At 44.3% G+C, this 14,743-nt stretch carries 14 protein-coding genes and 1 other annotated feature; all 14 genes read right to left on the bottom strand.

Going from position 1 to position 14,743, the window contains the following annotated elements:
- Window positions 1-166: 166 nt before the first annotated feature.
- Window positions 167-401, bottom strand: a binding site (T-box leader).
- 68 nt (window positions 402-469) lie between these two features.
- Window positions 470-1,927, bottom strand: a complete 1,458-nt coding sequence (gene gltX, locus UB32_RS09300) for a glutamate--tRNA ligase (RefSeq protein WP_044393165.1) — start codon at window positions 1,925-1,927, stop codon at window positions 470-472.
- 73 nt (window positions 1,928-2,000) lie between these two features.
- Entirely contained in the window at window positions 2,001-2,483 is a 483-nt protein-coding gene (ispF, locus tag UB32_RS09295) for a 2-C-methyl-D-erythritol 2,4-cyclodiphosphate synthase (RefSeq protein ID WP_044393163.1), read from the bottom strand.
- A gap of 42 nt (window positions 2,484-2,525) precedes the next feature.
- Window positions 2,526-3,221: a 2-C-methyl-D-erythritol 4-phosphate cytidylyltransferase gene (ispD, locus tag UB32_RS09290; RefSeq protein WP_044393161.1), complete on the bottom strand. Its 696-nt coding sequence runs from the start codon at window positions 3,219-3,221 to the stop codon at window positions 2,526-2,528.
- A gap of 143 nt (window positions 3,222-3,364) precedes the next feature.
- Window positions 3,365-4,456: a PIN/TRAM domain-containing protein gene (locus UB32_RS09285; RefSeq protein ID WP_044393160.1), complete on the bottom strand. Its 1,092-nt coding sequence runs from the start codon at window positions 4,454-4,456 to the stop codon at window positions 3,365-3,367.
- 411 nt (window positions 4,457-4,867) lie between these two features.
- On the bottom strand, window positions 4,868-6,247 hold the full coding sequence (radA, locus tag UB32_RS09280) for a DNA repair protein RadA (protein ID WP_044393158.1): 1,380 nt from the start codon (window positions 6,245-6,247) through the stop codon (window positions 4,868-4,870).
- Between the two features lie 93 nt (window positions 6,248-6,340).
- Entirely contained in the window at window positions 6,341-8,779 is a 2,439-nt protein-coding gene (gene clpC / locus UB32_RS09275) for an ATP-dependent protease ATP-binding subunit ClpC (RefSeq protein ID WP_044393156.1), read from the bottom strand.
- A gap of 4 nt (window positions 8,780-8,783) precedes the next feature.
- Window positions 8,784-9,866 (bottom strand): protein arginine kinase, encoded by a 1,083-nt coding sequence (locus tag UB32_RS09270; RefSeq protein ID WP_044393154.1) that lies wholly within the window; start codon window positions 9,864-9,866, stop codon window positions 8,784-8,786.
- A gap of 2 nt (window positions 9,867-9,868) precedes the next feature.
- On the bottom strand, window positions 9,869-10,294 hold the full coding sequence (locus tag UB32_RS09265; RefSeq protein WP_307192671.1) for a hypothetical protein: 426 nt from the start codon (window positions 10,292-10,294) through the stop codon (window positions 9,869-9,871).
- 151 nt (window positions 10,295-10,445) lie between these two features.
- Window positions 10,446-10,907: a CtsR family transcriptional regulator gene (locus UB32_RS09260; RefSeq protein WP_044393151.1), complete on the bottom strand. Its 462-nt coding sequence runs from the start codon at window positions 10,905-10,907 to the stop codon at window positions 10,446-10,448.
- Window positions 10,908-11,404: 497 nt separating this feature from the next.
- Window positions 11,405-12,220 carry a formate/nitrite transporter family protein gene (locus UB32_RS09255; protein ID WP_044393150.1) on the bottom strand — a complete coding sequence of 272 codons (816 nt, stop codon included), beginning with the start codon at window positions 12,218-12,220 and terminating at the stop codon, window positions 11,405-11,407.
- 289 nt (window positions 12,221-12,509) lie between these two features.
- A complete protein-coding gene (locus UB32_RS09250; protein WP_044393149.1) occupies window positions 12,510-13,223 on the bottom strand; it encodes a Crp/Fnr family transcriptional regulator in 714 nt (237 codons plus the stop codon).
- Window positions 13,220-13,471 (bottom strand): hypothetical protein, encoded by a 252-nt coding sequence (locus UB32_RS09245; protein WP_044393148.1) that lies wholly within the window; start codon window positions 13,469-13,471, stop codon window positions 13,220-13,222. Before UB32_RS09245 ends, UB32_RS09250 begins: the two co-directional genes overlap by 4 nt.
- Before the next feature lie 3 nt (window positions 13,472-13,474).
- On the bottom strand, window positions 13,475-13,741 hold the full coding sequence (locus UB32_RS09240) for a cation-translocating P-type ATPase (RefSeq protein WP_084221784.1): 267 nt from the start codon (window positions 13,739-13,741) through the stop codon (window positions 13,475-13,477).
- A 122-nt stretch (window positions 13,742-13,863) separates the two neighbouring features.
- Complete coding sequence (locus tag UB32_RS09235; RefSeq protein WP_044393145.1) at window positions 13,864-14,304, bottom strand: flavodoxin; 441 nt, start codon at window positions 14,302-14,304, stop codon at window positions 13,864-13,866.
- Window positions 14,305-14,743: the final 439 nt, after the last annotated feature.

Below are 14,743 nucleotides of genomic sequence, written 5' to 3'. Positions count from 1 at the left end.
TTTCGGGCACATATTCCTTATTTTTGTGACCCATCTCTTGCTCCTCCGGCTTTTTCGGGCACATATTCCTTGTTTTTGTGACCGATCTCTCCTGAATCCAGCTTTTTCGGGCACACGTCCAACCCGCCGGCTAGTACACCATATAAAAAGCGCCCCTGTCGTAGACGACAGAGACGCTTTGTATGCGCGGTTCCACTCTGTTTAGGCCGCCTTGAAACAGCGTAGCCTCAACTTTCATCTGGTAACGGGAGGTCCCGCCCGATACTACTAAGGCATGCTACCCTTTCGCATTGGGACTCTGAGGTGCATTTCAAAAAACGAGAGGCCTGAACCACTTTCAGCCGGTGATGGTTCTCTCTAATAAGCGTCATCCTTCTACTTTTCCTCTTCTACACTTTGGTTATATACAATTACTCTTACTATATAACATTTTTCCATTTCTGTTAACTAAAATGGCTTAAAATAGTTATTAGCTTAAAAGCTTTTGAACCCGTTGTTTTACCTTGTCTTTTCCGATTAGTTCCATCGCCAGCATTAGGTCCGGTCCATGTGTCTGTCCTGTTGCAGCGGCGCGGATTGGCATGAACAGCTTCTGACCTTTATGGCCAGTTCCTTTTTGGACTGCTTTTACCACTGCCTTGATCCCATCGGCCTTGAATTCTTCAAGCTGGTCGATTTCACTAAGAAACGCTTGCAGCACTTCAGGAACCTGCTCGCCCGCAAGTACTTCTTTCGCTTCCGCATCATAGTTTACCTCTTCGCGGAAAAATAAATCAGCCATCTCGACGATTTCTGCACCATAGCTCATTTTATCATGATACAGCGAAATGAGATTGCGTACCCAGACTTCCTGTTCTGGAGTGCGATCCTTATTCACTTTTCCAGCTTTAACGAGGTGCGGGAGTGCAAGTTCGACAACCCGATCCAACTCCGCCTTTTTCATATATTGATTGTTCATCCAGGCAAGTTTTTGCTGGTCAAAAAGAGCAGGAGATTTGGAAAGTCTGGCGGGATCAAAAATCTCGATAAACTCTTCCTTTGAATAAATTTCTTCTTCACCCGATGGAGACCATCCAAGCAGAGTGATAAAGTTGAACAACGCTTCAGGCAAATAGCCAAGCTCCTCGTACTGCTCAATGAACTGAATAATCGATTCATCGCGCTTGCTCAGCTTTTTGCGGCTTTCGTTGACAATCAGAGTCATATGGCCAAATACAGGCGGTTCCCAGCCAAGGGCTTCATAAATCACAAGCTGCTTTGGTGTGTTAGAAATATGATCATCTCCGCGAAGAACATGAGAAATTTTCATCAAGTGATCATCCACAACAACCGCATAGTTATAGGTAGGTGTGCCATCCTTTTTAACGATGACAAAATCACCCATGCCGTCTGATTCAAAGCTCACATTGCCTTTTACCAGATCATCGAACTTTAAAATTTTATCTGCAGGCATTTTGAAGCGAAGGCTTGGCTGGCGTCCTTCCTGTTCTAACTGCTTGCGCTGTTCCGAAGTTAGATTGCGGCATCGCCCTGAATAATGAGGCGTCTCATTTCGTGCAGTCTGCTCCTCGCGCTCTGCCTCCAGCTCCTCTTCGGTGCAGTAGCATTTATAGGCATGACCATTATCCAAAAGCTCTTGATTGTACTTTTCATAAATATGGTTTCGTTCTGACTGGCGGTATGGTCCATATTCGCCGCCAACATCGACGCTCTCGTCCCAGTCGATTCCTAGCCACTGAAGGTATTTCAGCTGACTCTGCTCTCCGCCTTCGATATTGCGTTTTTTATCTGTATCTTCTATACGGATAATGAACTTTCCACCTTTGTTGCGTGCGAATAGATAATTGAATAATGCGGTACGGGCATTCCCAATATGTAAATGTCCAGTCGGACTCGGCGCGTAACGCACTCGAATAGCTGATGACATAGTGAATCCTCCTCTAATATTGCTGTCGATTATTGTATCCTTTTCGCTAGATAAAGCGCTAGAAACGGTGAGTTTATTTCTCTGACAGCTTCAACAATATGGTTGCCTGGGAAGCGATCCCTTCTCCCCTACCCGGGAATCCAAGCTTTTCAGTTGTCGTCGCCTTAACGTTCACCTGTTCCAGACTTCCCTCAAGCAATGCTGCGATCCTTTCACGCATCGCTTGAATATGCGGCGCCATTTTTGGCTGCTGGGCGATGATGGTACAGTCGATATTAACGAGTTCATAGCCTCTTTCCTTCACAAGCTGCCAAACATGCTCCAGTAATTTTGCTGAATCGGCGTCCTTGAATTCAGGGTCAGTATCCGGAAAATGACGGCCTATATCTCCAGCGCCGATTGCTCCCAGGCATGCATCTGCTACCGTATGCAAAAGCACATCAGCATCCGAATGGCCAAGCAGCCCTTTTTCATATGGAATCGTGATTCCTCCAATGATCAGCGGCCGGCCTTCCGTCAGTTGATGCACATCAAAACCTTGCCCTATTCGAAACATAATGATAACTCCTTTTAAAAAACGCTATTTTTCCCGCTGCTATCAAATTCCCGATTCCTTCCACTTGCGCAGAATGGCTTCGGCAAAATATAAATCTACTGGCGTTGTCAGCTTTATATTATCATAATTTCCTTCTATGATGCTGACGGGATGGGGAATTCGTTCAACGAGGCTTGATTCGTCTGTACCGATGAATTGCTCCCTCGCTGCCTTGTTATGGGCTTCGAGCAAAACCGAGGACCGAAACGCCTGTGGGGTCTGGACTGACCACAGACTGGAGCGTTCAATTGTTTCTATGACCTGGTTGTCGGTTGCTTTTTTAATTGTATCTTTCACAGGAACAGCGACAATTGCCGCTCCATCCTTATTTGCTGCATCCACAAGCTTGTGGATCGTTTCAATTTCAATGAAAGGGCGAGCTCCATCGTGGACAAGGACGATTTCATCCAAGTTATTTAGTGCCATCAACCCGTTGTATACACTGTCCTGTCTTTCTTTTCCTCCAGTAACAAGGGAAGATACCTTTTGGATACCATGCTCTTTGAGTAAAGATTTAAACGCTTGCTCATCATCAGGATGAGCGGCGAGAATAATGTCTGAACACCGGGGATCGGCTTCAAACACCTTAAGCGTATGAATGAGAATCGGGATGGCATCCAAAGTCAGCAGCAGCTTGTTTATCCCTGCACCCATCCTTTTGCCAAGCCCCGCTGCTGGAATAATGACGTGATACGACATAACGAAACTCCTATCTATTTTCTTTCTGAAAAAATAATCCTTAACATACGAAGGGGGCAGCCGAAGCCCTGCTTCAGCCTTCAATGGTACCGGTGAAGGAAGCGGGGATCAACTGCCCATAAGGCTATTTTTTTTGTTACAACTCAACTGATGACGCTTTTTTCCATAAGCTTAGGTTTCGCAAAGATCATTCTTCCTGCTGATGTCTGCAGGACACTTGTCACAAGCACTTCAATGCGCTTCCCAATGAAATCACGGCCTTCTTCGACAACGATCATAGTGCCATCATCAAGATAGGCGATCCCCTGGTTATGCTCTTTTCCATCCTTAATGACTTGAATGTTCAACTCTTCCCCAGGCAAAACGACTGGTTTAACCGCATTGGCGAGATCGTTGATATTCAAAACGGCCACCTTTTGCAGCTCACAGACTTTGTTCAAGTTGAAATCATTCGTGACGACGACGCCGTTTGTCAGCTTGGCCAGTTTGACCAATTTGCTGTCGACTTCTTGGATGTCATCAAAATCCCCTTCATAAATTTCAACCTTCACCTTCAATTCCTTTTGAATCCGATTAAGGCTGTCCAATCCGCGTCGACCGCGATTACGCTTCAACACATCTGATGAATCGGCAATATGCTGAAGTTCTTCGAGGACAAACTGCGGGATTACGATTATTCCTTCAAGGAATCCCGTCTGACAGATGTCAGCAACCCTTCCATCAATAATTACACTAGTATCGAGAATTTTCCATTCCCTTGAGCGTTCTTCTTTTTCCGTCTCTTCTTCTGTGCCCTTTTTCTTCGACTTTGAAAATAAACCAAGCAGTTCATCCCGTTTTTTAAAGCCGACCTGGAATCCTAGATAACCAAATAAAAGTGTCAAGAGCGTCGGGGCAACCGTATTTACGACTGGCACCTGGATGGCATTCAACGCAAATCCAACCAAAAATGCCACGAGCAACCCAAAGAAAAGCCCGACACTGCCGAATAGGACATCCGTAATGGGTGCCTTGATCAGCGATTCTTCCGCCCACTTCACAAAATTGGTCACTGGATCCACGGCCCAGAAAGTAAGAAGATAAAAAATAAGTGCGCCTATAACAGCTGTAACATAAGGATTGTTGATGAGAGTCATTTCTCCCGCATTCATCAAAAATAATAAATCAGGAATTAAGAATATACCAAGCGTTCCCCCAATAATCAGGAAGCAGGCTTGAATGATACGTCTTAACATCCTTTCACCTCCTTTTACTCATTATAAACAACTTCTAAAATTTGAAACCCTGCATCTTTGAAAACTTTTCATATGCAATCTAATTAACTGTTTCAATCTTTTATAAAGTTGCTTGTTGGCGTCATTTTCAAAAAAGAAGCTTGGTAATTTGCCAAAGTCATCTCTACTATAAATTAGCATTGGCAAATGCAAGTGTCAATAAATAGGAAACCACCAATGTTGGAATTGCATTTGGCCTCTGCTCGTCTCGTTAAGAAGGATCGCGTCACCTAATTTGCCCATTACAGACTTAAAGACGCATTTTCACTCTCCAAGAGAACGATATCGTTTACGTCTCTCAGCGGCGTATTGGTCGTTGAACTGGAGGATTCACCCACACATTTATCTTTCAGCTTCTTTTGTTCTAATCGATCAACCGTCTATGCTGACTTTAAGTGCCTGACTGACCGATGATACCCCAATTAACTCGACTCCCTTTGGAGGAGTCCAGCCGCCAAGATTGTTTTCCGGTAAAATAATTCGTTCAAAGCCAAGCTTCGCCGCTTCTTGAACACGCTGCTCGATCCTTGATACCCTGCGCACTTCCCCAGTAAGACCAACCTCACCAATGATGCAATCGGAGGCGCGAGTTGGCTTGTCTCGAAAACTCGAAGCAATGCTCACTGCGACGGCAAGATCAATCGCCGGTTCATCCAGCTTTACTCCGCCAGCCACCTTCAAATATGCATCCTGGTTGGCTAAAAACAACCCAACGCGCTTTTCCAGCACTGCCATTAATAAAGACACCCGATTATGGTCAATTCCGGTTGCCATCCGCCGGGGATTCCCAAAACTTGTTGGCGATATCAGCGCCTGGATTTCAACTAGGACCGGCCGCGTTCCTTCCATCGAAGCAACAACTGTTGAACCGGAAGCCCCTTGCGACCGTTCTTCCAAAAAGATCTCCGATGGGTTCGCCACTTCCTCTAGTCCTGCTTCTTTCATCTCAAAAATTCCCATCTCATTCGTTGAGCCAAATCGATTTTTTACCGCCCTGAGAATTCTGTATGTATGGTGCCTTTCTCCCTCAAAATAAAGAACCGTATCCACTATATGCTCAAGCAGTCTTGGACCAGCAATGGACCCTTCCTTCGTTACGTGCCCGACGATGAAGATGGCGATGCCTTTTGTCTTTGCAATGCGCATCAGCTCCGCCGTACATTCCCTTACCTGTGACACACTTCCTGGTGCAGAGGTAACTTCCGGGTGAAATATGGTCTGAATGGAATCGACAATCACAAAATCAGGATTGCTATTATCAATCGTCAGGCTGATCTCATGCAGGTTCGTTTCTGAATAGATCAGCAGATTGTCAGATGTCACACCAAGCCGATCCGCACGCAGCTTTGTCTGCCTCATTGATTCTTCGCCAGAAATATACAAAACAGAATGAGCTTTTTTCGCCAGTTGATAGGATACCTGGAGAAGAAGCGTGGATTTTCCGATCCCTGGATCCCCGCCAATCAAGACAAGCGATCCTCTGACAACACCTCCGCCAAGCACACGGTTCAATTCGTTAAGATCTGTCTTTACCCTTGGCTCACTAATCGTTTCGATAGCTGTGATCGGGGTTGCCTTCGCCGCGAGTGTGGTATTTCCTGTGTTGGCAAACGCCCCTCTTCTTGTCGAGCCAACACTTTCTACCTCCTCAACCATTTTATTCCATTGTCCGCATCCTGGACATTTCCCCATCCATTTCGGAGATTCATAGCCGCATTCCTGACACATAAATTTTGTTTTTCTTTTAGCCATATTTTTAGCCTCTTTAAATTTTTTTTTGAAAAAAAAGGGGTACACGCATGTTTTTACGTATACCCTCTGTTTCATTTCGCATGTTATGCGAAATTAAGCCTTTGCAGATTTTTCCGGAGTCTTGACGACGAACTTGCCTTCCTCGACATCAATCACCACATTCTGCCCCGTCAGAACGGTTCCTTTTAGCAGCTCTTCTGACAGCTGGTCTTCGATATGCTTCTGAATCGCTCTCCGCAATGGCCGTGCGCCGTATTCCGGATCATAGCCTTCCTCAGAAATCTTCTCTTTTGCCGCTTCGGTGAGCTCGAGTGTGATTTCCTGTTCCTTCAAACGCTTCACAAGCTGGTCGGACATCAATGTCACGATTTCTTTCAGATGCGGTTTCTCAAGAGCATGGAATACGATAATTTCATCGATCCGGTTCAGGAATTCAGGACGGAAGGCTTTTTTCAATTCTTCCATCACTTTTCCCTTCATATCCTTGTAACTCTGCTCGCCATCCTGAATATTGAAGCCGACATATTTATTGCGCTTCAGCGCTTCGGCACCGACATTGGACGTCAGAATCACGATGGTATTGCGGAAATCGACTGCGCGACCTTTAGAATCTGTCAAACGGCCATCCTCAAGAACTTGCAACAAAATATTAAATACATCAGGATGTGCTTTTTCAATTTCGTCGAGCAAAATGACGGAATATGGCTTCCTGCGGACCTTTTCCGTCAGCTGACCGCCTTCATCATAGCCTACATAGCCTGGAGGCGAACCGACCAGACGGGAGGTCGAATGCTTTTCCATATACTCAGACATATCGACACGGATCATCGCGTCCTCATCACCAAACATCGACTCGGCCAGCGCCCTCGCCAATTCCGTTTTCCCTACCCCTGTTGGCCCAAGGAAAATGAATGAACCAATTGGGCGTTTCGGATCCTTCAAGCCAGCACGTGCCCGTCTGACAGCTTTTGAAACTGCCTTGACCGCTTCATCCTGTCCAATCACACGTGAGTGAAGGATTTCTTCAAGATTCAACAGTCTATCTGTTTCCGCTTGTGCCAGCTTTGAAACAGGGATATTCGTCCAGCTAGAGACAACGCTCGCAATGTCTTCTACGGTAACCTCGCTATTTTCCTTGCCTTGTTTTTCTTTCCATGTCTTTTTCGTATTTTCAAGCTGCTCACGCAGACGCTGTTCTGTGTCTCTCAGTGATGCCGCTTTTTCAAACTCCTGGCTTTGAACAGAAGCATCTTTTTCCTTGCGCACTTCCTCAAGCTTCACTTCAAGTTCCTTAAGGTTTGGCGGTGTTGTATAAGAACGGAGTCGCACCTTGGAACCAGCTTCGTCAATCAGGTCAATCGCTTTATCTGGAAGGAAACGGTCTGAAATATAACGATCTGAAAGTTTTACCGCCGCTTCGATTGCCTCATCTGTGATTGATACTCTGTGGTGAGCTTCATAGCGGTCACGAAGGCCTTTTAAAATCTGCACTGACTCCTCTGCAGTTGGCTCATTCACTGTAATCGGCTGGAAACGTCGCTCTAGTGCCGCATCCTTTTCGATGTATTTACGGTATTCATCAAGCGTGGTTGCACCGATACACTGCAGCTCTCCACGAGCCAATGAAGGCTTAAGGATATTGGAAGCATCAATCGCACCCTCCGCTCCACCTGCACCGATCAGCGTGTGAAGTTCATCGATGAATAGAATAATATTTCCCGCTTGGCGGATTTCATCCATGACCTTTTTTAAGCGGTCCTCAAACTCACCGCGATATTTCGTGCCCGCAACAACCGTTCCCATATCAAGCGTCATGACACGCTTGTCACGAAGGATCTCCGGTATCTCATTATGGACAATTTGCTGTGCCAAGCCTTCTGCAATCGCTGTTTTCCCGACACCAGGTTCCCCGATCAATACAGGATTGTTTTTTGTCCGTCTGCTTAGAACTTCAATGACACGCTGGATTTCCTTGCTTCGCCCAATAACCGGGTCCAGGCTTCCTTCTCTTGCAATAGCCGTCAAATCCCTAGCCAAGCTATCTAGCGTCGGGGTATTGGCGTTCGTCGCATTGCCTCCCTGCTGTCCGGTTGTTTCATTGCTGCCAAGCAGCTGCAGAACCTGTTGGCGGGCCTTATTGAGGCTGACGCCAAGATTATTCAATACTCTGGCTGCAACGCCCTCTCCCTCCCGAATCAAACCAAGGAGAATATGCTCTGTGCCAACATAAGAATGCCCAAGCTTTCTCGCCTCGTCCATGGAAAGTTCAATCACCTTCTTGGCTCTAGGAGTATAGTGGATTGTCTGCGTCGTTTCCTGGCCACGGCCTATCAAGTTTTCAACTTCTGTCTGAATCTTCTCAGCGCCAAGGCCGAGACCGTAAAGAGCTTTTGCTGCTATGCCCTCCCCTTCCCGAACAAGACCAAGTAAGATGTGTTCTGTACCAATATTGTTATGTCCAAGGCGGATTGCCTCTTCCTGTGCCAGAGCCAATACCTTTTGTGCTCTCTCTGTAAATCGTCCAAACATCATAAGATCATCCTCCTAACTCGTCTTTTGTCTCCATTTTCAATCGTTCTCTTATTAAAGCAGCTCTGCGGATATCGCGTTCATTCGGTTTTAGCGGCCCTCCCGCATATGATTGCAAAAAGCCCGGCTGAGTCAAAATCATCAATTCATTCAAAATGGATTTCGATATATTTTTAATATACCCCATATCGATCCCAAGCCTTAAGTCAGACAGGCATCGAGCAGCTTCCTTTGTCTCAATGACTCTGCTGTAGGCAAGCGTTCCGTAAGAGCGAAACACCCTATCTTCTAATTGTATGTTCGAAGTTTGGGCTAATGCTTCCCGCGCCGACCTTTCCTGAAATATTATCTGCCTGACGACACTTTGCAAATCATCTACAATATCGACTTCTGATTTTCCAAGTGTGATTTGGTTCGATATTTGAAAAATATTTCCTAACGCTTCACTGCCCTCTCCGTAAATACCTCTTACCACCAAACCTAGCTGATTAATCGCCGGTACAATCCGATTCATTTGCTGCGTTAAAACGAGCCCTGGCAGGTGCATCATTACCGATGCTCTCAGGCCAGTTCCTGCATTCGTTGGACAGCTCGTCAAATAGCCGAATTTTTCATCAAACGCATAATTCACATACCCTTCCAGCCAATCATCGATTTCATTGGCGGCCTTTAAAGCTTCCGTCAGCTGGAAGCCTGGGAACAAACATTGAATTCGGATGTGATCCTCTTCATTAATCATGATGCTGATTTTTTCATTTCCCGATAGGAGCACTGCACCATGAACAGAATTTTCCGCTAGATTTGGGCTGATTAAATGCTTCTCAACTAAAACCCTTTTCTTCAAAGGTGGAATCTCAGCCATTTTAATCAGTTCAAGCTGTCCAAAGCCAGCGGCAGAAGTTTGGCTGGCACGTTCCATGATCGTGCCAATAACCGCCTCTGCCTCTCCATTAGTAAACAAGGTAGGAAAATTAAATTCATCAAGGTTTCGTGCAAAGCGAATGCGAGAGCTTAGAATAATATCGGAATCAGGACCATCATCGCTCATCCAGGAGCTAACAGCCTGATTAATGAATTTCTCTAATGACAATGCTACTCCCCTCCCTCTTGACTTGCAGATAATTTCCGTTCGAGTTCCCTGATCTGATCCCTCGTTCCGGCAGCTTGCTCAAATTCTTCCTCTGAAATTTGGTGCTTTAAAATTTGCTTTAAATGATCAAGTGTCTTCCTTAAATGAAGGTCACCGCCGATCCTTTTCGGTATTTTTCCATTATGCGTTTCATTTCCGCTCTGCAGCCTTCTGACAATGGGTGTCAATTGCTCTCGAAAAGCATCGTAACAAGTTGCACAGCCAAACCGGCCGATCTTCACAAACTGCGGAAAAGTCATCGAACACTGTGGACACTGAGATACTTGATCCATCTTAAACGTTTCCTTCTTTTGTTCAAAAGCAGGCTCCATATTCAATAAACCAGCCAGCAAGCTATTGATCGAAAAAGCCGGACCATTGTTCATCATGAACAACTCCCCTTTTTCCTGGGCGCACTGTTCACACAAATGAAGCTCCGATTTTTCTCCATTTGAGTAATTCGTAAAGTGCAGTGTAGCCGGCCTTTGATTGCACTCTTGGCAAATCAACGCCATCACCTCTTTGTTTGCTTTTTTATAATTATTTATATTTTATTGCCATTAGCATTGCCTTCAACATTCTCGCTCTCAGCTCATCCCGCTGCGGCAGCTCTATATACAGGACGGACCGATCGAGCACGCTCAGCATGATCTTTGCCTCACGGCCGGTGACCACATCTTCCTCCACAAGACGGAAGATAACATGCTCAGCGCTACTTTGCGAAATTCGTGACTGAATCAAAGACAGTAAATCATCAATCAAATGTGCATGATCATAAGCCTGGACTTTGATGATCCGGATGTAGCCACCGCCACCCCGTTTGCTCTCAACAAGATAGCCTCTTTCAATCGTGAACCTTGTATTGATAACATAATTGATCTGGGACGGCACGCACTGAAATTTATCGGCGATTTCATTTCGCTTGATTTCCACGATATCCTTATCGCTCATTTCTAAAACCTGTTTTAGGTAATGTTCGATGATGTCCGATATATTCCTCACTAAACCTCCCCCATTCTGACTTTGACTATATTTGACCTTAATTATATAAAAAAATTGTTTTCAATGCAATGAATGCATCCTGAATTATTTTCGTTAAAATAATGTATGCCTAAACATGAGGATGTGTTGGTTATTATACCCATTTTATAACATGTGGAAACTCGTATCGGGACACATTTAACAACACACCACACATTAGATCGAAAATGTGCTAAATCTACAGCAAATGGAAAAAGCCGTGAATCCCTTTCATGAATGGCAAACTGATTATGTATTTCGTGAAAAATGACAATCCAACAGAAGCCAGGTTCCGCTATTGAAAGACTGATTCATAAAAGGGCTGGCAAACTGAAGGGCAGAAGCGGAGAGTGAAAGACGCTTTTTTACCGGCATTCAAGAAAGGCTGTGGAAAAATATCTATGTTCTCTCTGGAATCATTGGCATGTGTTGAATGGAAGTGATTAATTCAGTCCAGATCAATCGTTAAAAATTCCGAATCATATTTTGGCTTTCTTTAGGGGTACAGGTTGAATGTTCGGTTTTCCTTCCTGCTTTTGATAGGCGAACCAGTAGGCCATCGCCACAAAGATCGTACCACCCACCGCATTTCCAAGGAACACCGGCACAAAATTATCGAGGTAATCGAGCCAGGTGAAATGGCCGGCAAATATTGCTGCTGGGATGACAAACATATTTGCAACCACGTGCTGAAAGCCAATGGCCACAAAGGCCATCGTGGGGAACCAGATAGCGAAAATCTTGCCAGCCATATCCTCTGCACCGTAGGAAAGCCAAACGGCTGCTGCGACAAGCCAATTACAGCCGATACCTGACAGAAATGCTTCAAGAAAGGTTGCATCTAACTTATGTTCGACGATGTGAACGGTTTTTTCAAGGAAGATTCCGGTTTCCGTAAGACCGGTCAAATGGCCAAACACATAGGCGATAAAAATCGCCCCGAAAAAATTGCTTACAGTGATCAGAGTCCAGTTTTTCAAAACCTTGCCGGCACTGATTTCGTGGGCAAACTTAGCAAGGGGCACCGTCATCATATTTCCCGTCAGCAGCTCTCCGCCAGCGAGCAGTGTCAGAATAAGACCGATGGGAAACACGGATGCGCCAATTAAGGTGCTGAGCCCTTCCAAAGGCCCGATTAGTGGGGCAGTAATCCTGATATATAGCAGATACCCCAATGCGATAAACGCTCCTGCTTCGAAACCGAGAATGTATGTTTGCAACAGAGGATATTTAGTTTTCTTTACACCGTTTCCAATGGTGATTTCCATTATTTTTTCAGGTTTGAAATAGGCCATGAGGAACTCCTTTTTGTTTCAGTGATTGTGAAGTTAATCACATAAATTTATACCTCCATTTTACCTTATTTTCGCTCGAAAACAGTGTGAACATTTTTGAACGATTAATAAAGCGGTTTCATTCAGGAATCACGCTAATTTATGATCTTGCTGGGATAATTTTGTTTGTGGCCGGTAAAGTTTGAAAATGTTAAGGCGTTCTCTGCTGAAAAACATTATTCAAGTAATAGTCAGCTGCAGTCAAAAGAGCCTTATCATTCGATAAGACTCTTATAACTATAATGTGGAGTTAAACCAGAAGCAATCCGTCTAAATCGAGGATTTCAAGCACGTGCTGTTTTTCCTTTTTTATAAAACCTTGTTCCTCAAAGCGGGTTAATGTCCGGCTGATGCTCTCCGGGGTTGTGCCTAAGTAGGATGCTAGATCTTTGTAGCTGACGGGAAGCTTTATCTCATTGGAAGCAGGGGTGATGTGCATACACTCAGCAAGGTATAAGGCAATTCTGGTTTCCACTTTCTCCGTTGCGTACCGGATGGTTTGTTTTTCGGATTTTTCAAGACGACTTGCAAATTCCGCTAAAATTTTTAAGGAAATGGAAGGGTATTTCAGTAAAAGCTCCTGTAAAATAGAGCGCTTGATCACACAAACTTGGGTATCAATTACCGTTTGGGCAAATCCTTTATGGATGGAATCTTGAAATAGAGCAAGTTCACCAGTGAAATCTCCGGGTTGTAAAACGCGTATGAGCAGTTCTTTGCCTGATTCTGATAAGTGGAAAATTTTAATTTTTCCTTCACTTACAATATATAGGGAGTCCACCTCATCGTCGGCTGTATAAATGAATTCGCCTTTGTTAAAGCGAACTGATTTAACGGTCTGCATAATTTCATTCAATTGGTCATTTTCAAGATGATTAAAAATAGGTACGAGTGAAACACATGCCTGATCATTTCCTCCTGAATGTTGGCAGCAGAAAGTACTCTGATGTTTCTTTTCGGTCATTGACATTGCTCCCTTTTCAGTGGCGCCGCTTGGATAAAAGCTGCTCTTTTCGATAAGCCACGAAACTTAAATTTCATTAATCGGATTCCATTTAGGATGACGAGCAAGACGCTCGCTTCATGGACAAACATGCCTAATGCGAGATGGACAGAACCCTTTAATACACCTAAGAGCAAAACGAGTACAATTCTAATGGCGAAATAGGTGTTTTGTAGCACAGTTGCCTTTTCCTTTGATGACTCTTCCATTTCTTAGTTTTCCGCTATCATTTCTATATATCCGTCATCTATAATTGTTCCGCTGAAAACTTGGGAATCGGTCTGTTTGAACTTCGGAACAGGTTCTCCTGTTACCGTTGATTCATTAATGGAAGCCTGGCCTGAGATGATTTTTCCGTCAACAGGAATCTTTCCTCCAGATCGAATGATGACCGTATCTCCCTTGGCAACCTCCTCTGCGGGAATGGTCACGGTAGTGGCATTGCGGATGACAACTGCTTCCTGTGGTGCCAAATCCATTAAGTCCTTTAAGGAAGAACGGGTTTGGTTGTTTTTAATAAAACGTTTTTGATTTTTTTTATACAGGACGGGCAAGTTAATGTTTCTAATTGGATTACTGCTTTTGACATGGTCATAACCTCCTAATTTTCCTTCTTAAGTAATTTAAGGGTGAAAGCCAAACATTCTTCTTGAAGGTCGAGATCTTTAGATTGATCGATTTTTAGCCCCTTTTGTAAAATAGAACAGCCTTGTTGGGTCAGAGTATCTTCTAATAGGTCAACCGCTCTGGCAAAATGCTGATACGATGAATCACCCGCTCCAAACACTGCACCGATGTTACTGGATAAATCCGTTGTCTTTAATTCATCATAGAAATCCAGCAGTTCATCAGGCAAATCACCATCTCCCCATGTATAGCTGCCGATAAGGATTCTCTCAAATGAAGAAAGTTCATCCGCATAAGTATCAATCGCATCTTTTATTTCAACATTTTCCCCAAAATTTGTTAATTGTTTAGCGAGTGTCCTTGCAATGAGTTCGGTATTTCCCGTCATACTGGTATACACGATTATCGTGTTCATCCATTCACTCCTTTTAGAACCTGATGATCCTTTTCCTACTAAACTAATGATAAATTATCCTGTCAGCAATTAACTTGATTACAGTCAAGTTTTACAAAGGAGATCAAATAAGAATTTTGCTGGGCGGCATTGAAGTGATGAAAGAAGAAGTGCTAATGATGCCGTAAAAACATAGGAAGATGAACCTGAAGAAGATGAGGATTTCATTAGAATCAATAACAGCCGATTCGAATAGCAACATTATATTTTAATAGAGGAAAACAGAATTTAAAACCATGTCAGCCTGAAAAGACAGCGTTAACCAAATGTTTGGCTTCATACTTCAACTTTCCCGCAATCGCAAAATAATAAAAAAAAGAACAGCCATATTAGCTGTTCTTTCGTTTGCCCGGCGGCGTCCTACTCTCACAGGGGGAAACCCCCAACTACCATCGGCGCT

It is taken from the genome of Mesobacillus subterraneus, assembly GCF_000934845.1.
Taxonomy (GTDB): Bacteria; Bacillota; Bacilli; order Bacillales; family Cytobacillaceae; genus Mesobacillus; species Mesobacillus stamsii.
The sequence above is the reverse complement of the archived record's forward strand: the minus strand, read 5'-3'. Positions and strand labels throughout refer to the sequence as shown.